The organism is Paenibacillus septentrionalis, assembly GCF_042659865.1.
GTDB lineage: Bacteria > Bacillota > Bacilli > Paenibacillales > Paenibacillaceae > Pristimantibacillus > Pristimantibacillus septentrionalis.
The window spans coordinates 22052-42238 of the sequence record NZ_JBHSTE010000010.1 but is presented as its reverse complement, the minus strand read 5'-3'; the positions used below and the strand labels follow the sequence as shown (position 1 = coordinate 42238).

General features: G+C 45.8%; 15 protein-coding genes and 1 pseudogene. 3 read left to right on the top strand and 13 right to left on the bottom strand.

All coding sequences use genetic code 11. The annotated features are described in order from the left end of the window. Positions 1 to 80: 80 nt before the first annotated feature. The 7 genes and pseudogenes from ACFP56_RS20970 to ACFP56_RS20940 all read right to left on the bottom strand — a co-directional run. A pseudogene (locus tag ACFP56_RS20970) lies at positions 81 to 1016 on the bottom strand (glycoside hydrolase family 43 protein); the annotation flags it as partial. A gap of 18 nt (positions 1017 to 1034) precedes the next feature. Further along, entirely contained in the window at positions 1035 to 2810 is a 1776-nt protein-coding gene (locus ACFP56_RS20965; RefSeq protein ID WP_379238319.1) for a glycoside hydrolase family 2 protein, read from the bottom strand. Positions 2811 to 2933: 123 nt separating this feature from the next. Beyond that, positions 2934 to 3833 (bottom strand): carbohydrate ABC transporter permease, encoded by a 900-nt coding sequence (locus ACFP56_RS20960; protein WP_379238317.1) that lies wholly within the window; start codon positions 3831 to 3833, stop codon positions 2934 to 2936. Positions 3834 to 3852: 19 nt separating this feature from the next. Then, positions 3853 to 4815: an ABC transporter permease gene (locus tag ACFP56_RS20955; protein WP_379238315.1), complete on the bottom strand. Its 963-nt coding sequence runs from the start codon at positions 4813 to 4815 to the stop codon at positions 3853 to 3855. Positions 4816 to 4877: 62 nt separating this feature from the next. Then, positions 4878 to 6623, bottom strand: coding sequence for an extracellular solute-binding protein (locus tag ACFP56_RS20950; protein ID WP_379238313.1), 1746 nt, complete (start codon positions 6621 to 6623; stop codon positions 4878 to 4880). Positions 6624 to 6718: 95 nt separating this feature from the next. Then, positions 6719 to 7702, bottom strand: a complete 984-nt coding sequence (locus tag ACFP56_RS20945; RefSeq protein WP_379238311.1) for a glycoside hydrolase family 43 protein — start codon at positions 7700 to 7702, stop codon at positions 6719 to 6721. Between the two features lie 296 nt (positions 7703 to 7998). Beyond that, positions 7999 to 8925, bottom strand: coding sequence for an ArsR/SmtB family transcription factor (locus ACFP56_RS20940; RefSeq protein ID WP_379238359.1), 927 nt, complete (start codon positions 8923 to 8925; stop codon positions 7999 to 8001). A gap of 354 nt (positions 8926 to 9279) precedes the next feature. Here ACFP56_RS20940 and ACFP56_RS20935 point away from each other — a divergent pair, with 354 nt between their 5' ends. Together ACFP56_RS20935 and ACFP56_RS20930 are read left to right on the top strand one after the other, a co-directional pair. Beyond that, a complete protein-coding gene (locus ACFP56_RS20935) occupies positions 9280 to 10032 on the top strand; it encodes a rhamnogalacturonan acetylesterase (protein WP_379238309.1) in 753 nt (250 codons plus the stop codon). A gap of 143 nt (positions 10033 to 10175) precedes the next feature. Then, a complete protein-coding gene (locus ACFP56_RS20930; protein WP_379238307.1) occupies positions 10176 to 10697 on the top strand; it encodes a hypothetical protein in 522 nt (173 codons plus the stop codon). A gap of 72 nt (positions 10698 to 10769) precedes the next feature. On the opposite strand, the gene ACFP56_RS20925 is transcribed toward ACFP56_RS20930, so the two are convergent. Further along, positions 10770 to 11573, bottom strand: a complete 804-nt coding sequence (locus tag ACFP56_RS20925) for a polysaccharide deacetylase family protein (RefSeq protein WP_379238305.1) — start codon at positions 11571 to 11573, stop codon at positions 10770 to 10772. A 311-nt stretch (positions 11574 to 11884) separates the two neighbouring features. On the opposite strand from ACFP56_RS20925, the gene ACFP56_RS20920 reads away from it, so the two are divergent. After that, positions 11885 to 13144, top strand: coding sequence for a copper amine oxidase N-terminal domain-containing protein (locus tag ACFP56_RS20920; RefSeq protein WP_379238303.1), 1260 nt, complete (start codon positions 11885 to 11887; stop codon positions 13142 to 13144). A 59-nt stretch (positions 13145 to 13203) separates the two neighbouring features. Here ACFP56_RS20920 and mobB read toward each other — a convergent pair whose 3' ends face one another. From mobB to ACFP56_RS20895, 5 genes are read right to left on the bottom strand one after another with little or no spacing between them, the layout of a single operon-like run. Next, on the bottom strand, positions 13204 to 13719 hold the full coding sequence (gene mobB / locus ACFP56_RS20915; protein WP_379238301.1) for a molybdopterin-guanine dinucleotide biosynthesis protein B: 516 nt from the start codon (positions 13717 to 13719) through the stop codon (positions 13204 to 13206). Beyond that, complete coding sequence (gene mobA, locus ACFP56_RS20910; RefSeq protein WP_379238299.1) at positions 13712 to 14410, bottom strand: molybdenum cofactor guanylyltransferase; 699 nt, start codon at positions 14408 to 14410, stop codon at positions 13712 to 13714. The genes mobB and mobA overlap by 8 nt, the downstream gene beginning before the upstream one ends. A 24-nt stretch (positions 14411 to 14434) precedes the next feature. Next, positions 14435 to 16534: an assimilatory nitrate reductase catalytic subunit NasC gene (nasC, locus tag ACFP56_RS20905; RefSeq protein WP_379238297.1), complete on the bottom strand. Its 2100-nt coding sequence runs from the start codon at positions 16532 to 16534 to the stop codon at positions 14435 to 14437. Between the two features lie 21 nt (positions 16535 to 16555). Next, entirely contained in the window at positions 16556 to 18685 is a 2130-nt protein-coding gene (gene nirB, locus ACFP56_RS20900) for a nitrite reductase large subunit NirB (RefSeq protein ID WP_379238295.1), read from the bottom strand. A 38-nt stretch (positions 18686 to 18723) separates the two neighbouring features. Beyond that, entirely contained in the window at positions 18724 to 19986 is a 1263-nt protein-coding gene (locus tag ACFP56_RS20895; protein WP_379238293.1) for a molybdopterin molybdotransferase MoeA, read from the bottom strand. Positions 19987 to 20187: the final 201 nt, after the last annotated feature.

Genomic DNA, 20187 nt, shown 5'->3' with positions numbered 1-20187 from the left:
GAGCCTCCTTTACCCTTCAATAAAACAGGCAATGGATTAGCTCAACAGCAGTCGGTTATGAATAGCTTCTATGACACGTCAGACTCGCCAGATGGCAGCTCAATCGGCGTCGCGGGATCAACTGGAATGCCAAGCTTCGGTGTATGATCATCATTCCATGAAAAACGCTGCATGCGAATCTCACGATTCCAGCCTGCTCCTTGATGCTTGGCAACATGGTAAACGATCCAATCCTCTGTATCGTCAGGAGAGGTTGTGAACGAAGCATGACCCGGTCCATACAAGCCATTGCCCGATTGAAAGATAGGTTGACTTAGCTTGCTCCACGAAACAGGGTCTAATAGGTCACTCGTTTCATGAGCTGTAAGCAGCCCTAGACAATAATCATCGGTCCAGCTGCCGCTTGCGGAATACACGATGTGAATGCTGCCGCCACGAATGAGCACCTGAGGACCTTCATTCACATGCGGGTTATGATTCGTTTCCCATGCAAAGGTTGGTCTAGCGATTTCTACCCGCTGCGAGTCTATCGTCCAAGGGTTGCTCATATGCGCAATGTAGATCAACTGGCTCACATTCGTATCGCCTTCCCAGCCCGACCATATAAAATACAGCTGCTCGTTATGCTGCAGCACTGTTCCATCAATGGCCCATTTTCTCGTATGATCCGTAATCTGACCCTTTTCCTCCCATACTCCTTCGAGTGGATTGGAGGAGCGATTTTCCATCACATACATGCGATGATTCACATTATCCCCGTCATCCTTGGCGTAGTAAAGATACCATGCGCCTTGAATGTAATGAAGCTCAGGTGCCCATATGTTGCAGCCTTCGGGATAAACAACACGACTTGGCGCATTGCCAATACCGGAAAGCGTGCGGGATCGCCATATCGTGACATTGCTGCCTGTCGTTTTAGTGAAGTAATAACAGCCATCCGAATGCTTATACACCCACGGATCGGCCCCGTTCTCTGCGACAAGGCTGTAAAAAGCTGTTTCGATTGACTCTGACATATGAAAGCCTCCTTCCGTCTACTTTCCGGTCATAATATCGCGAATCGCCTCTAATGGTGCTTTTAGCTGACGATCATACGTAAGCAGCCCGTTAATTTCCTGTTCTACATCGGTAAGCTGCGTATAACAATAGCCTTGAATGACTGGTGAGGAAAACATCGGATCAAGGACCGCTTTTAGCCGCTTAAGGAAGTCTTCCTCATTGTCTGCTCCAGAGTAGCCCCAGCCTTCCCACTCACTCTTCTTATACGCAATACCGCCAAATTCGGAAATGATAATCGGCTGGCCTTGGTAGCTGGCTCCGCCTACAAACAACGGTTTGCCTGCCGGCATAAACTTCAGAGTAGATTCAACAGATGAATATCGCTGCTCCAGCACTTCCTGCCTGCTTTCGTAGTCGTGAATCGTCAGCATATCTGTTGTCATATGCTCCCAGCCGTCGTTGTACACAACAAGTCTTGTTTCATCAAGCGATTTCGTTAGATGGTACATCGCCAAGCCATGCTGCTGTTGACGCTTGTCGGCTAGAGCATTCGGAATGCCCCAGCTCTCATTAAGCGGCACCCAGGCTACGATAGAAGGATGATTGTAATCACGGTCAATAATTTCCTGCCATTCCTTTGTAAAGCGTCTTACATATTCCTCGGAATACTCATAGGCATTCGCCGCCTCGCTCCATACGAGAAGTCCCAGCTTATCGCACCAATAGAGGAAACGCGGGTCCTCCGTTTTTTGGTGCTTGCGCACGCCGTTGAAGCCCAGCTCCTTCATCCACTCAACGTCCTTCTTCAGATCCTCATCTGTTGGCGCAGTCAGCACGCCGTCTGGAAAATAGCCCTGATCGAGCACCAAGCGTTGATAATATGGACGGTTGTTCAAGCACCACTTGCCAGCCTCAACCGATACTTTGCGCATGCCAAAATAACTGTCTACTTCATCTACGCAAACATCGCCACGCAGCAATCGGAACGAAATATCGTACAAATGCGGATGCTCAGGACTCCATAAGCGACCGAATCCATGCTCCGTGAAATCATTAAGCCCAATCGAACGCAGCTGCTGGGCTGAAGTGACGCTGTATACATCCTCTGCTACTGGGCTGCCCTCATACGATACGTTGACTTGCAGCTTGAAATTCTCTGAGCTGCTATAGCCCTCAATAAAGGTGCGAATGCGAATTTCATTACGGTCAATATCCGGCGTAAGCATGACCTTATGCAAATGCTCTGCGGACAGCGGTTCAAGCCAAACGCTCTGCCAGATCCCAGTCGTGCGCGTATAGAAAATGCTTGCCGAATGCTCTCGCCAATACTGCTTGCCTCTAGGCAGCGTCACATCTCGGCTGAAATCCTCTGCGCGAACAACGATAACATTGTCGGTACCCGACAAAAACGAGGTAATGTCTGCCTGGAACGGCGTATGTCCTCCTTCATGAATAGCTGCTAATTGTCCATTCACCCATACTTTAGCGATATAATCGACCGCTCCAAAATGAAGCACGATACGCTTGCCGTTCCATTCGTTCGGCACTGCGAAAGACTTGCGATACCAGACCACATCGTGGAACGACGGATCGTTGATGCCGCTTAGCTTGCTTTGAAAGGCAAACGGAACATTGATGTTCTGAGTAAACGGAGCATTAGACTCTGCTTGATACCAGCGTGCCTGCTCTCCTTCGTTATGATCATCAAAGCAAAAATCCCATTCTCCGTTAAGGCTTAGCCACTGGCTGCGAACAAATTGAGGTCTTGGATATTCCAAGCGAGCGATTGCATGAGATTGATTCAAGGTCATGTATGAACACCACTTTCACATTATGTTTAGGACGTGTCTGACAGAGTTCTCAGACTCGCCCCAGTTAATTACTGTCATTGATTGCTATTATTACTGAATCAAAGGCAAAGCCTAGACCCAGTCTTACCCCTTAATGGAACCAACATATACCCCTTTTACAAAATACTTTTGCAAAAATGGATATACCATTAGAATCGGAACTGTCGATACAACAATTGCACAATACTTCACCAGCTCACGGAAGGCCGTTGAGCTTTCGGCGCTGTTAATGACAACCCCGCCGGCACTTCCTATCGTTGTAGCAGTTGAATCGTTGGCGACCAAAATCTCCTTCATCAGCAGCTGTAGCGGAAACAGCTCCCGATCCTTAAGAAGCACCATCGCATTAAACCACGAATTCCAGTTGCCGACCAAGTAATACAAAAAGATAACGGCTAGTGTCGCCTTGGACAACGGCAGTATAATTTGCACCAATATTTTAGCCTGACTAGCTCCATCGATTGTAGCGGCTTCCTCCAGCTCGAGTGGAAGCGCCTGAAAGCTCGTTCTTAATATAATAATGTTCCAGGTGCTTAGCGCAGTAGGAAGAATCATAGCCCACAGGTTATTGTATAGACCGATGTCCTTCATAAGCAAAAACCATGGAATCAGACCGCCGCCGAAAAACATCGTGATCGTGATCAAAATCATAATAAAGTTCTTAAAGTACATCTCTCTGCGCGATAGCACGAATGCGCCCATAATGGTCATAATCATATTGACCAACGTACCGAGACCGACATAGATAATTGTATTGCGATATCCGATAAGCAGGCTGCTGTCCTTGAATACGAGCTTATAGCCATCCAACGTGAAGCCGAGCGGCTTAATAAGCGCTCCCTTATGCGCCATTAACGCTACTGGGTCGCTGACTGAAGCGAACAAAATATGAATCAGAGGATACATACAAACAAAGGTCAATGCACTAAGAAATGTATAATTCAAGGTATTAAAGGTTATGTCACCAAACGATCGCTGTCTCATTATGCTGTTGCCCTCCTTCTTACCATAGGCTTACCTCTGACGTGCGGCGAGCGATGCGGTTCGTTGCCCATAGCAGCACGAAATTGATAATGGCGCTGAATAAGCCTACTGCTGTTGAGAAGCTTAAGCTGGCCTCTCGAAGACCTCTTCGATATACGTATGAGGCAATAACATCCGCTGTATCATAGGTTAATGGGTTGTATAAAAGAATGATTTTCTCATAGCCGGATGCCATTAAGCCGCCAACTGCAAAAATAAACAAAATGACAATGATCGGACGAATTTGCGGAAGCGTAATATGCCACATTTTCCCTAGTCTTCCTACCCCATCAATATCAGCCGCTTCATAAAGCGATGGATTGACCGTACTCATCGCAGCCAAATAAATAATGCTGTTCCAGCCGATATCCTGCCAGATGCCCGAGAAGGTGTAGATCGGTCTGAAAAATGAGGAGTAGCCAAGTAATGAGGTATACTCCTTGCCCGTAATTAGCTGTACGATCTGTGTAATAATACCTTGATCTGCTGTGAAAATATGAATGATCCCGCACACAACGACAAGCGATATAAAGTGCGGCATATACGTGATCGTTTGTACGACTCTTTTGAACTTGCTGCTGCGTACTTCATTTAATAGAAGAGCTAGTATAATAGGGGCGGTAAAGCCGAACGCAATTCCCCATACATTGAGCATTAATGTATTTTTAACAACACGCCAAAAATAAGGACCTTGAAAAAAGTCGATAAAATGCTTAAAGCCTACCCAATCGCTTTGTGCAAAGCCGAGCAGCGGCTTGAAATCCTTAAAGGCAATTAATACGCCCCACATTGGACCGTAGCAAAATACGATATACCATACAACAACTGGAATCGCTAATAAATAAGCGAACCAATGCTTGTTGAAGTCCTTCTTCAGTACCGTTCCGAGTGAACGAGAGGTAGAGGCGCGTGGAGCGCCTCTAACTTCCGGGTTTGTCTTCATAACTATGCACCTGCTTTTCGTTTCTTGAATGACCAAACCTGCACGACCTGCTTCATGATTGCCTATCTATTGTTATAGCGATCCAATGCTGCTTGATGGATGCTTAAGAACTCTTCCAAGCCCATTTTTTGTGCTTCGCTTAAGAATCTGTCATACGCATCAACTGGCAATTCTCCTTTAATAATTTTTGCAAAGTACTCATTACGCAGTGTAGATAGTTGATTGCCCAGCTCAGCCTCGCGCGATGCTTCCTCCGTTGTAAAGGAGATAGGCGGCATCGCTACGCTTGCATCCATGTTATCCGTCCACAGCTGACGAATATCTCCAGAATAGCTGCCTTCCGCAACGATAAGCGGATTGGAGTTGTGCTCGTCACGAATATTAGCCCAGCTATGTCTGCGATATTTGTTAAGGGCTACTGCAACTGGCTGTCCGTCTGGATCGTTGTAAATATAGCTTTCCTTATGGTAGTAAGGCTTGCCTTCCTCGTCGATCAAATGCACCGTGCCGTACTCGCCGTAGTTCAACAGCTCCCAGCCTTTTTTCGTATAGTTAAAATCAAGCCATGCCATTGCAGCCTCTACGTTTTTGCTTTGTGTTGTAATAGCAGCGGAAATTCCTGTACGCTTAAAGTTACGATACGTCGTAGCGGATTTATCGCCTTCATTTAATACCGGGTTCAACGCTCCTACGAAGTCGATATTGTTTTGCTGCTTCCAGAAGCTCCACATCGTATCTGGAGAATCCATCATCGCTGCTGTTTTGTCAGAGATCGCTGTTGCCATACGTTGGTTGAAGTCTGCAGTTGCCCAGTCACGGTTAAGCAGACCTTCCTTGTTCCATTTCTGCATCGTTTCCAGGTACTGCTTCGCAAGTGGCTGCGCTGGTCCCCAGCCTACTTTGCCGTCTTCAGCTAAAAACGTCCAATCCCATACACCAAAAGCACCATTCAAAATACCTGTAAAGATCTGTCCATAGTTTGATCCATAGTTAAGCGGTTCTGAGTAACCTACTTCTTTTGCTTTCGTTAGGAAGGCATACCATTCATCGATCGTATTCGGTACTTCCATTCCCGTTTTCTCCAGCGCCTCCTGCTTAATCAACATACCGAACCACATCCATTCGGAATAAGGCGCAAGACCGTAAAATCCGAGCAATCTGCCATCATCGGTAACACTTGTTTTTCTTCTAACTTCATCAGAGTTTCTCCAAGCTGTGTAGTTTGGCGCATGCTTCTCCATCAAGTCAGTCAGATCAAGAAACGCACCATCGTTGACTCCAGCATTAAATCCACCAGGGTAGCGCTCAGGCTCCATAATGATATCTGGAAGATCGCCAGATGAAATCATAAGTGTAAATGCATCTGCCTCTTGACCAATCGGTGGTGTAATAAAGTTAACCTTGATGCCAGTCAGCTTCTCAACCTGCTTCTGAATCGCATGAGCGTTCATATCCGGAATGTCGGAATGTGCAGGCATCCATACGTCAAGCACAACCTCTTCCTTGAACGGGTACGCGGAATAGTCACTAGGTATTACTTCATCAAACGGGTCTCCGAGATATGTATCGTTCAACGTCAAATTAACCAAATCAATTTGCTCCTGAGTTGGAGACTGATTGCCACGAATGTCTGCGCTTACATCTTCAAAAGAATGAACATTGGGTGTATTCGTTTCAGCCGATTCTGTTTCTTGATTGCCATTGTTGCCTGCAGGTGGAGTCGTAGAATTGCCGCTGCATGCCGTAACTAAAGCGATGATGAGCAGTGAGATAATGAGCATATTGAGCTTGCGGTTTGGATATTTCATTTATAAATCCCCCTTTATTTCATTCATTAAATTTGGTTTGTTACAACTTATCTGAAACATTGGATATGGCATGACCTGTTATCTTAGCTGCAGCGCTATGCGTGGCTGATTGAAGCTTCACCTGATGGCACTTTAATTTCGCTATCTGTAGACAGCGGAGAACCGAATTGCGGGCTGCCATCCTCCGACCAAGTGAAGCGCTGAATGCGCAAGCTTCGCATCCCGCCTTCCGAACGCTTCATCTCTGTCTCTGAATAAGAATAGGCGTGATAGACGAGCCAGTCCTCCGTCCCATCTGGAGAGGTTGTAAAGCTGTTATGTCCAGGAGCATAAACGGACTCGGCAGCATTTTTGTAAAAGACTGGTCCATTATGCTTGTGCCAAGCTGCTGCATCCAGCAGATCACTGCTTTCAGAAATGCTGCTCATGCCCAAGCAATAATCATCTGACCACGTTGCACTGGCTGAGAAAATTAGAAATATTCGCCCATTTCTTCGTAAAAAAGCTGGCCCCTCATTAATTGCCATGCCGCCTTGCTTCTCCCAAGGCTCGGTTGGAGCAGTAATCAGTACATTCGGTCCTTCCAGCGTCCATGGATTAGTCATACGAGCCGCATAAATCGCTGAACCGTAATCCGGAAAATGACCGTAGCCCGAATAAAAGAAATACCATTCATTCTGATGAATAAGAACTGTCCCGTCGAGTCCAGGATGCTCCGTATTAATTGCTCCTTTAAATACCCAATTGGCGCTTAAAGGATCGTCGCCCTCAAGTTGCAGTACGCATACTCTACGAGTTTCATCTCCCCCACCATCGTTAGCGGTATAATAGATGTACCAACGCTCATTGAGGTAATGCAGCTCAGGTGCCCACAAATTATAAGAGTACGGCCCTGGCTGCTCAGGCTCCCAAACGATAACTGGTTCTGCATCTGCCAAGCCAGTCATCGTTGAACTATGCCATAAGGCAATATGGTTATTGCGTGTGACTGACATATAGTAGCTTCCATCCGTGTGCTTGATAACCCATGGATCTGCACCGTTTGCTAAAAGCGGATTTTTGAACACCTGCTTGCCCATTTGTCACTCTCCCTGCATCACCACAGCTATTGTGATGAAAAAAATGAATGATTCGTAGTGTTTCCTCTAGCAAGTTACTATGCTATGCCATGCATCCAACTCCCTCGATTATCATTATCGAGACCACGAAACAATTGTTTTGTTACATATATTTTGTATTTAATTAGAATATTATAGGTGATTTCCCATAATGTCAACGCTTTCTTTCAATATTTTTGTTTCATTCAAAAAAATAAAAAAAAGGTTCAGACACCCTTTGCAAGCAATCGGGCATCCGAACCTTTTCCGTTTAGCGTCTATATATCATACTCCAACCTCATAATAATTCCTTGCGGGTAATCCCCGAAGCCTTTTCCAAACAGATTCATCCCGCCCTGATGCTTGGCATCTGGCTTAATGCCGATTCTGAACGTAATGTAAGGCTGCTCCTCAAGATGGAGATCTTCAATCGTTGTATTCGAGCATTTTTCCTGATCGACAGTGCTTCGATTCAAGTCAATGCCCCACGTTTTCAATAGTCCATGCTGCGTACCTGTATCGTACCACCATGGCGGGTTAAGCTTTCCGCGATGATCACCAAAGTCTCCAGGCGAAATCCAAGAGCCAACCTCTACATCGTTGACCCAAACTGTAATTTCAGAGGGCCAATCATTGTTATAGTTCGGTGCCTCTGAGCAAAGCTCCAGTGTAAATTCAAGCGAACGAATTCGAGCGCCATGCGGATGCTTCCTTGGAAAACGGTATTCAATCCAGCCCTTGCGGAACCAGATTAGCTCTGCTGTTCGGCATTCTGGCATATAGAAGCTTACTGGGTCATCCTCAGGAAAAAGCACACCTGTCGAGCTTGCCATTCCACAGGTTGGTGAAATATCAAAATTGATAAAATGCCCAATCGGCATTTCCACTTCCTCTATTTTACCTCGCGAATGATCATACACGGTTGGATTAAGAATCATGTGCACGTCATCAAAATTACGCCTGCATACCTTCATTGCTCCCCTCGTTGCGGGCTGCAATTCAGTCACGATAAGCTCTGCATCCTCAAGCACCTTCACATTGTTGGCCGCAGTGGATACTGGAATATTAAGCTTCTCCGCAATCTCTACAACGTTATAATCCGGCTTCGTCAAAAGCAGCTTGATAATGCCTACCCTTGTATGCGTACTTAGGGCATGAGCTACCTTCACTAACCGGTCAGGATCATTGATGGACAGTTCCAGCATCAAACATTCACCTCTTGTCAACGTAAATGCAACCTATCATTGACGTTGTGTTTTAATGTATTTTTATTGTAATAAAACAAGCATATCATATTATTAATTAGAGTAAAGAGGAGGTATTATAGATGCTCAAAAAAAATGTCCAGAACATCTCTGAGAGCATTGAGGGGAGCGAGGATGGCGAAAGGTGCACTGCTTCAAACACGTCCTAGTGTAATTAAGCTGTTATAGCATGTTTCACTGTTTTTTGAACAAAAAGTGCTTAAATATCACTTTTATTGGAATACGTTACGTTTTACACTAGAAGCAAAGCAAGTTAACAAGCATACAACATTTCATTTATGATAAGGAGGAGCTATGAAACGAACCTTCCTTGCCCCATCAACTCAAGCTCAGAGCACGAATAAGCCGACAGTCTATCTTGCTGGCGATTCTACGATGCAGACCTTCGATGAGTCTTGGAAGCCAGAAGCTGGCTGGGGGCAAATGATCGATCTATTTTTCACGAAGGATGTGCGTTTTGCGAATCATGCTATCGGCGGAAGAAGCAGTAAAACATTCATAACAGAAGGCAGGCTTGACCAAATATTGCATGAAATCCGTCAAGGAGATTACATGTTGATTCAATTTGGCCATAACGACGCAACAATTAGTGTACCAGCGCGTTACACTACAATTCCTGAGTACAAGGACTACTTAAAGCAATATGTGAATGGAGCTCGCCAGCACGGAGCCGAGCCGATACTTGTTACACCTGTAGGTCGACGTATCTTCGATGAGGAAACAGGAGCATTCAAGCTTAGCTTCCCGGAATATGTGCAGGGAATGAAGGAGATTGCAGTTGAGCTGAATGTGAAGCTCGTTGATCTCAACGCTCGCAGCACAGCATATTATAATGAAATGGGCGTAGAAGGGACTAAAGCGATTTTCCTGCATACCGCACCTGGCGCCTATACTGCGTTCCCGAATGGAAGCGCAGATGACACGCATTTTCAAGAGTATGGTGCAAGGCAAATTGCACGGCTTGTCGCGCTCGAAGTTAAGCAGCTTAAGCTGCCGCTTTCGAAATTTGTCATCGACGACCTTACCGATGATCAAGCTATGCAATAAATAAAATCTCTCAGAAATGCTATGGACAAATGTGCCGAATTTCCTTATAAAGGAGAGGCGGCCTTTTTTATTGAAAGCTTCGAAAAACATAAGTCGTAACACGACAACATCCTTGCAAGACTTTAATGACTGGAGGGTACAGGATGCAAAAGAAAGTGCAAAAAAGACTTTTTCATTTATATACGGGAGAATTGGCGGCAACTGTGATGTTTGCGTTTGTGTGGCTGTACTACTTGCAGCGTTTTGAATGGGCAGCTCTCTCCTTTTCCACTGGTTATGCCTTTGTATTGCTAGAGTTTATTCTGCTGCAGGGAAGCTATTATTGGTTTCTAAAGCATCAGCAAGTAAAGAGAGGAACAATCTCACTGCTGCCTGCTCGTAAGCTTCGATTGTTCCGAGCGCTAAAGTATAGCAATACGGTACTTATAGGAATTGGCGGCATTGTTTTGATTGTTGAGCTCATGTCTTTCAAGCCCTCCTTTTATTTCTTTCTGTTTTTATATGTCTTTGCCATTGCCGAGCATATTAACTACTATTACATACGGCTTTCCTACCAAACAAAAGAAGAGATTGAGGATTGGCTGAACAATAAAAAGCTTCGTCGCTCTCGCTTGTCACGCGAGCTAAAAAGCTTGTCCATAAAAAAGCCTGCTCCCTCCACCTAGTAATGGAATGTGAGCAGGCTTTATCTAGTTCCTTAATATGTGTCCTACTAGGTCTCTGCCTTGTCTCTTGTGTTAGCGATGCAATTCCAGCATGCTGCCTGCTTTCACTTGAGCAGGCTCATCATTAACACTAATCCAGACATCTGAGGCTGTTGGATTATGAACAATACTTCCATCCACTGTGAAACGCAGCGCTTTCAGCGCTTGCATATAGGCTACAATTTCAGCGTTAGTCGCATACCAAATATCGTCGCGTCCACTAATTTTTTCAGCAAAACGATCAACTAGCTCCCAGTTTTGATCCCCTTCAAATTCATAGCTATGTCCCCATACATATAGCAGGCTCATTCTGGAGTGACGATGCTCAATACTTATAAACTGATCTGCATACGTCAGCATATCTTTATGGTGACAAGTTGGATGCCATGATAGCCAATTTTCAGGCATGTGGAATGATCCATGACTGCTAACAGTACGAGCATACTCGATGCCCAGTGAGCGAAGCTGCTCCATTACAGCTCCGTTATATGTACCAAACGGATAGCTCATTCCCCGAATCGGATACCTGACCAGAGTCTCCAGTGCTTGGCGATCCTGTACAATTTGATAAATAATTTGCTCCTGAGGTGATTGCTCTAAAAAAGGGTGATGTGTTGTATGAATGGATACCTCATGTCCATGAAACAGCTCCGCTACCTCTCCCGCTTCAATATAGCTTTCCCTGCCGAAGAAGCCACTGTTTAGATGAAAAGTGCCCTTTAAGCCATAACGATTGAACAATTGCACCAATCGACGATCATATTCTCTTCCGTCATCAAAGCTTAACGTTACTGCCTTCTTTCCCCCGTTAGGAAAGCGATCAAATCGAATGTTCATGCGAAAATGCCTCCTGATCACTGCTCAGATTTAAATTTATAATCCTTAATTTAGTTCGAGGAAAGTAGTGAAATATCCTTTATTGTTTTCGAGCCTTTTGAACTAATGCACAGCTGCACTTGTATGGAATCAAAACAAAATACTATCACTATTCATATCGCCTGTTTTACAAAAACTTACTTATTTCCTATTGTTGTAGTCATATAGTTCCAATTATTAGAAAGTTTGAAGGGTTTTTGAGCGAAAAAACGAATGTTTGGGATTGGATAATAATATATCTAAGTCTAAATAAAATTGGAGGAGAACATACGGTGAGAAAAAAAACAATTAGCATATGGGTGTTGGTTGCCTTCCTATTCCTTGTTTCTATCGCACTTCCAGAGGGCAAACTGGGAGCAGCCAGCTCATTATTTATGAATGAAGTGGCAGATAAATATGAAGAACTTGAGGATAAGTTTACTAAACAATATAAAGCTGATCTAAAAAGTGTAACGACATACTACGAACAATTTTTACAGCAATCGTCCGATGAGCAAAAGCAATTAGAGCAATACCTAAGAGAGGACATGGCTTATTTGGAGGATCTGCTGGAGAAGGACTACGACAAGCTTGCCGCACAATATGGCTCGGATCGCTCCTATACAACCAAGCTCAATCAATATCGCAATCAGATCAACCCGAATTATTCAACAGGCGCATTGTGGAAGTACAGCAAGGAAACGGATAAAGGCTATTCTACAAGCCTGCACTGGAAGTTCAACAATCAAATTAACCCCAACTACAGCACAAGCCTGATGTGGAAATATAAAAATGAGATTAACCCAAGCTATTCGACAAGTACAATGTGGAAATATGCGAACACCGTTAACCCTAATTATTCAACAAGCCTGATGTGGAAGCTTCGCAACGAGAGCAACCCTAACTACTCTACAAGTACAATGTGGAAATATAAGCAAGGCCAGCTTACTCAGCAGCAGGCTAAAACGAACATCGAAAAGATTCTAAAAACGGGAGAAGAGGATCTGCAAGCGGAGCGTGATCACGCCATAAATACTATTCGAAAACTGCGTGAGCGTACGATTAGCGATATTATCGATCTTCGCGATGAAACGGTCCGTAAAATCATTAGCCAACGAACAAGCAGCTTAAAAGATATCTCAGCTCTGCGATCAAGCTTATTTGGCAGTGGTATCGATGCAAAAGCACTTATTATTAATTTTGATTCGATTAAGGTTATTATTGATGGAGAGCTGCAGCAGTTTGAGCAGTCGCCTTATATCGTGAGTGGAACGACTTTAGTTCCTATGAGAGCGATTTTCGAGCGTCTCGGTGCAACTGTCGAATGGAACCAAGCACAGCGTACCGTTAAGGCTGAAAAAAACAATACAACGATTCAATTAACGATTGGCAGCACTACTGCAGTTAAAAATGGTCAAAATGTCAAGCTTGATATGCCTGCCCAAGTAAAAAACAATTACACGATGGTTCCGCTTCGCTTCATAAGCGAGTCATTAGGTGCTAAGGTGCATTGGAACAGCAAAACAAGTACGATTACAATTACAACCTCCTAGAAGCAACAAAAGGGAAGCTGCAAAGAGCCATCCAACGGCTTGATGCAGCTTGCTTTTTTTTATGAATGAATAATCGAATGGATATGATCAGCAATTCGTTCTGTATCATCAAGCTCGAAAACAGGCAGCCGCATAGCAACCTCCAGCTTTGTCCGAAGCTCAGCCCGTTCCCATATCTCAGGCCACAATACAGCTGCTGTTACACTGTTCAATTCCTCTATCAGCTCTATATCCTCAATTGATCGGACTAGTACAAGCTTAGGATAGGGCTCAAGCTTAAATCCCTCAACAATGATCATTGCATCGCTTGGAGCCATTGAAATCAAATGAGACAGCTGCTCCTTCTGATTATATACGACAGCCGTACCGTTTTCGGCCGTAATGGCAGACCAGCTTGCGCCAGAATGACGGTGCAGCCATGTATCGCTTCCTTTGCGGTCAAACTCGAATTGATGGGCGTCATGCTTAATCGTTGCAACGCTTTGCCCCTTTGCAGACCAGACATCAATTAAACGACAAATTAGATTTGTCTTTCCTCTATTTTTATATCCAACAATTTGATAGGGGCTAGCCATATTCATTTGCCTCCTCACTTATCCGGAAACGATATTGCATATCCTCATACTCTTCGGGCGTATTAATATTGCACACAAAGTTAAGGTCAATGCCCGCAGCCTTGAACGATTGCTCTGTAACAATTAGCGGCTCAAGCTGCCGCACCATCACTCCCATGCGTCGTTCTCCATCAGCAATTAGTGAAGCAAGCTGCTGCACACCTTCCTTGCGGTAGAGTGCCTGCAGTGGATGAAGCTTGCCCCCAATCTCCGGAATAACTGCGTTAGCTCCACTGTCTGTTAGCTGCTGTAGCATCCATGCCGCTGACTGTGCCGTTGCAAGCGGCATATCGCAAGCAGATAACCAAATGAGCTCTTCCTCTACCTGCTGCAGCGCTGAGTAAAACGCAACAAGCGGCCCCTGATCTGGTGCGTCATCCATAGTAACCGTCAATTCAAGTCTTCTATATTGCTCCGCCTGATGCTCGTTTGCAGCGGCAACCGTTATTGACTGGCAAAGCTGGCTCATTTCTATAGCAATTCGCTTTATAATGGGTGTTCCTGCAAAAGGCAGCAACGACTTCATTTCCCCTTTCATTCTACTGCTGCGCCCTCCGGCTACTATAATGCCTCCTAGTCCCGGACGTATCTCCGTATCCGTCACTATGTTGTGGATCACTTGCATCTTCCTTGCCGCTGAACGATTGATCATAGCATGCTCCCTTCCTATAACGGCTTAATCCGTATAAGCTCTGATGGAAACTGCGCAGCATTTAAAATCAGGCATTTTGCAGTTTGGGTCAAGGAGCGGATTCGTTGAAAGATTCACATTTTGCACGCCACCCCAATGCATAGGCGCAAACACTGTATCTTCGCGGATTGCCTTGGAAAATCTGCTCCGTACCACAAAGCTGCCGCGCTTCGATTGCACCTCAACCAAAGCTCCGTCCGCAATTCGATATTTCTTCGCGGTCTGAGGATGAATTTCAAGAACAGCTGCCACCTCGCGTGCAATAAGCGATCGACTTCTTCTTGTTTGTACCCCCGTCAAATAATGCGGCAATATCCGGCCATTAGTAAGAATTAAAGGAAATTGCTCATCGGCCTGTTCAGAGCTCGTATGTGTAACCAGCTCCGCAAACACAGCGCGCCCATCGGGATGAGCAAAGCGTTCCTCAAACAATCGGTCTGTACCTGGATGCTCAGGCGAAGGACAAGGCCAGTAAATTCCCTCTTCTTTTCTAAGACGCTCATAGGTAATTCCATAGTAGTCAGCAGCTCCCCCTTGACTGGCACGTCTCAGCTCTTCAAATATGGACTCAGCAGATTGAAAGGAAAATTTTTCTCCCTTGCCGAGCAACTGGGCAAGCGCGCCTAGCACCTGCCAGTCATCGCGAGCTTCCCCCGGAGCTGGAAGTGCTTTTTCTCGCAGCAGCACTCGTCCCTCCAGATTAGTCAACGTCCCTTCATTCTCCAAATAAGAGGTAACAGGCAGCACCACATCCGCCAGCTTCGCCGTTTCGGATAAAAACATATCTGCGACGACTAAAAAGTCCAAGCCGCGTATTCCTTCCTCCACATAACCTGCATTCGGATTCGATACAATTGGATTGGAGCCCATAATAAATAACGACTTAATCTCCCGTTGGCAAATAAGCTCCATCATTTCATAGGCTGAAACACCTTTACGCGGCAATTGTTCTGAGGGAACTCCCCATACCTTTGCAATATGCTCACGGTCCTGTTCATTCTCGATCAAGCGATAGCCTGGCAGCTGATCCGCCTTCTGTCCATGCTCTCTGCCACCCTGCCCATTTCCTTGCCCGGTAACAGCCCCGTAGCCACATCCTTTTCTACCTATTTTCCCGGTAGCTAGCGCCAGATTCAAAAAATTTCGAACGGCGATATGACCATCCGCATGCTGTTCGACACCTCTAGCAGTAAAGATCATGGCTGTTTTCGCTTTGCTATAAAGAGAAGCGGCTAGACGAATGTCTTTTTCTGAAAGATCCGTTGCTTGAGCAATTTCACTGAGCTGAACAGCTTCCAGCTGCTGAAGAACAGCATCAAAGCCACTTGTACGCTCACGAATGAAGTCTTCGTTCAGCCCGCCTTCCTCTACGATTGCCTTCAGCATGCCGCTTGCAAGCAGTGCATCGGTGCCTGGTTTTACTTTTAGATGCAAATCAGCAAGCTCCGCAGTCCCGGTACGCCGCGGATCAATGACAATTATGGAAGCACCGTTTTCCTTTGCTTTTGTAAAATACGGCATAAGTGTAGGCTGGCATTCAGCTATATTCGTACCAGCCAAAATAATACAGTCTGTATCAGGTATTTCGTCCAAGCGATTCGTCAGCCCTCGATCCACTCCGAACGTTTTCACTGCTGCCGAGGCTGCAGCCGACATGCAAAAGCGACCATTATAATCGATATAACGGGTGCGCAGCGCTACTCGTGCAAATTTGCCCAGCAAGTATGCTGTTTCATTCGTAAGCGAGCCTCCGCCATATACCCCAACTGCGTCTGCTCCAAACTCATCCTGCACAGCAGTTAGCCGCGCAGCAACGACAGTAAGCGCCTCCTCCCATGAAGCCTGAACGAATATGCCTTTCTTTTTTATTAAAGGATGGGTAAGACGCTCGTTGCTGGTCGCATGCTGATAAGCATTCATCCCTTTCACACACAAGCGTCCTTCCGATGCCTTATTCATCAAGCCCTCCACTTTCACCTCTGCTTCAGCGGCTCCTTGCATCTGAGAGAATTCGATTTGCATTTTACATTGCACACTGCAAAAAGGACATTGCGAGCGTACTAGATTCGTTACTTCCATTGTCATTCCAGGTCACCTGCCTCTATGCTAAATAAATGTTGAAGCTTCTATTCCCTCTTGGTTGACCGCTTCCTTCCAGCGTTGTTGCAGCGATTGCCGCTCTTGTGGATGATGCAGCTTTTCACGAATATTGACAATTCCTATTCTCTCAAGCCACTCCCATACAGGCTCGCCGAAATATGCGGATTCTCTGTACAACTGAATACTGCAAATAGCCAGCTCCAACATATCTTCTATTGACGATTCTAGCGCGAGCAGCTCCGCTTGACGAAGCGGCAGCTCCCCATGTCCGCCAACATAAAGCTCCCAGCCAGCAGGGACAGCAGCAACACCAAAGCCGCTTACATATACACCTGCTGGATAACGAGTCCCGCCAGAGATTCCGATCATGACTGCCCCTGGCATCGAAATCGCTGTAAAGCTTTGCTCTAGCTGTTCCTTAAGCCAGCCTGCTGCAAATGATAGCGTGCCTGGCTTTGCTCCCGCTTCACTTGCCAGCTGTATGGAAGTGCCTAATGGAATTGAATTTGAGCTAGAATCTATTAATCGTTTAGGATGAATGCTATCTTTTCCATGAACAGTTAAGTAGTATTGAATGGCAGGCTGGCAAATTGTACAGCCTGCCTGCGTTTTCCAATTCAGATTGCGCATCACTTGCGTAGAATCTAATCCTTTCCCATGGGCAATCTCGCTTATGAGCGCCGGATGATCAACTGAGCAGCAGCCACAGATTGGGTCTATCGCTTCTGGCTCCAGTTCTGGCAATTCAAGCGCGATCCGTATCACCGCTTCTACCAATGGACGACAACCGCCACAGGAGCCAGATGCCTTCGTCTGGTCGCGAACCTGATCTATTGTCTCAAGTCCGCCCCTGCACACGGCATTGATAATATCCGCTTTGCAAACGCCGTTGCAGGAGCAAACTGTATCCTTCGGCGCAAGTGCCGCTGCTGCATCATCATTCGCATGGGTAGCTGGCTCCCGATATAATTCAGATATAGATGATTGCTTTTGAATTAGCGTTAATAGATGTGAGGCTTCGTTAATATCGCCATATAGAATAGCACCCGAAACCTTTCCGCCACTCATCGTTACCTTTTTGTAGCTGCCTTTGATCCCATCATACATCTGCAAAGCGGTTTCCTGAGAAACGTCGTAGCTGTTACCTGCCGAAAAAACATCTATGCCAGAAATTTTCAGCTGAGCAGACGGTACTGTCCCGCAATAAGGCTCGCTTTTTACACCACATAACGTTCGAGCCAAAACTTTGCCCTGTTCATAAAGAGGGGCAACGAGACCGTATACAATGCCTCGATGCTCGGCACATTCGCCAACGGCATATACATCTGGAATATTTGTCTGCATATAATCGTCTACAATAAATGCGCGATTTGCCTTAAGACCACTTCCTTCGGCCAATTCTATCCGCGGATTGATGCCGACTGCAAATACAATATAGTCAACAGCAAGCTTCGTCCCGTCATCGAAAAGCAGCCCCTTCGCACGACGTCTGCCGCTAATGGCTTCTGTTCTTTTATTTAATAGAAAGCGCATCCCTTGACTTTCCAGCTCTTTTCGCAGCAGTTCAGAGGAAAATGAGTCTAGCTGTCGATTCATAATGTGCGGTGCATTGTGGACGATATGAACATCCATACCCAAATTAAGCAATCCTTTTGCTGCCTCGAGCCCAAGAATTCCTCCACCAATCACTGCTGCCCGGTGGTAGATTTTGGCTGCATCCATCATAGCAAGACAGTCCTGTATATTGCGAAATCCCGTGACTCCGGCTTTTTCCACACCGGGTAGCTTAGGGATAAACGCCTCAGAGCCCGTTGCTAGTATGAGCCGATCATACGGTACTTTTATACCATTGCTTGCTTCAACTTGCTTTGCATTCGTGTCAATTTTGGTTACGGCTGTTCCTGTATAAAGCTGAATTCCTTTTTCCTCATACCACGTCCAAGGATGTATCACAATATCATCCATGGATGAGTTGCCCTGCAGCACCTTCGATAGCATAATCCGATTGTAGTTCGGGTATGGTTCACTACCGAACACTGTAATCTCATACCTGGAATCGTCTATGTTCAGCAACTCTTCAATGCATTTCATCCCTGCCATTCCATTACCAATAACGACCAGCTTTTCTCTATTCATGTTAGATCTGCAACCTCCATTCATGATAAACGTTCGCGTTAGAAGCCTGCTAATGGGAGTAAGCTAACCATTTCTCCCTTGACGGCCCCGCGTGCTCCCGGAGGGATAACAGCCAATGCATTCGCGTGAGCAAACGCAGCGATGTTGCCAGATCTATCTCGGCTCAGCGGTTCTACAAACAGTCTATCCCCTTGCCAACAAGCAATCGAGCGGACAAATCTTGTAACGGGGCTCGACTTATTAATTTCTGCCGCGAGAGTCCCTTGAAGAAACCGATTTTCATAGTCTACACATCCAGCCGCTTTCAAGATCGTTGGCTTAACAAGAAGCTCCAGGCCTGCAAAGCAAGCCGAAGGATTGCCTGATAAAGAAATAATGAGCCTATGATCTACAGAAAATGCGGAGGTAGGCTTGCCTGGACGCATCAGCACCTTGCGAAATAACGGAACGCTTCCTATCGCTTCAGCCGCTTTTGCAACAAAGTCATAATCACCTACGGAAACACCGCCAATTGTAATAATCAGATCTGACTGACTCATTGCAAGTATAAGTGCATCTGCAATCGCGTCGACACGGTCAGCGACAGGCGAAAAGTGCTGAACAGAAGCACCAAGCTCCTGGAGGCGAGCAACCGTCATATGGCTGTTTGCATCATAGATATGATAAGGAGTTAGAGGATTACCTGGCGATAACAGCTCATCGCCAACAGGAATTACTGCAACTCTCGGTTTTTTATAGACGGATACATTCGCTTGACCGAAGGAAGCAAGAATCGCAATTTCCTTGGCAGAGAGCACCTTGCCTCTTGCAAGTACCACAGCTCCAGCAGCGATATCCTCTCCAGCCTCTGCAATATGCTCTCCTTGTCGAAACGCTTTATGAAGCTGAATACTACCAGGATGAAGCTTCCTCTGTTCCTGCGGAATCGCTTCCTGCACAATAAGGGTATCCCAATACTCTGGTACCGGTGCGCCCGTATAAATCCGCGCACTTTTGCGCTCGTTGAAATGCTCGTGCAGCGCCAAGCCAGATCCCGCTTTTATTTCACCTACAACACTTAGTGTCACTGGATGAGTGGGACATGCTTCTGCTATGTCGAGCGAACGAACGACATAGCCATCCATTGCCGCTCTGCGAAATGGAGGCATCGGGAACGGAGTTGTAAAATCCTCGGCCAGCACTCTTCCCGACGCTTCATGTAGTCCAACACGTCGAGAGGATTGTTGCGGATCTATCAAGCTGCATAAACAATTGGCTGCCTCATGTGCGGTCAATGCTTGCATGGTTTCGATTTGGGTCATAGCATCTTCCCCTCCTCTTCGTATAATAAATTTGAGCACCACGAAGCTAAAAACGCTATTAAGACAGAAAAAGTCCATCCTCTAAAAAGAGAACAGACATCTTTGTCATGGAATCAGGCACGCCATTGTGCCATCCTTATTGAATTGTTAGTTTGATTATAATTTCCACACCTATAAATGTCAACAAAGTTAACGTATATT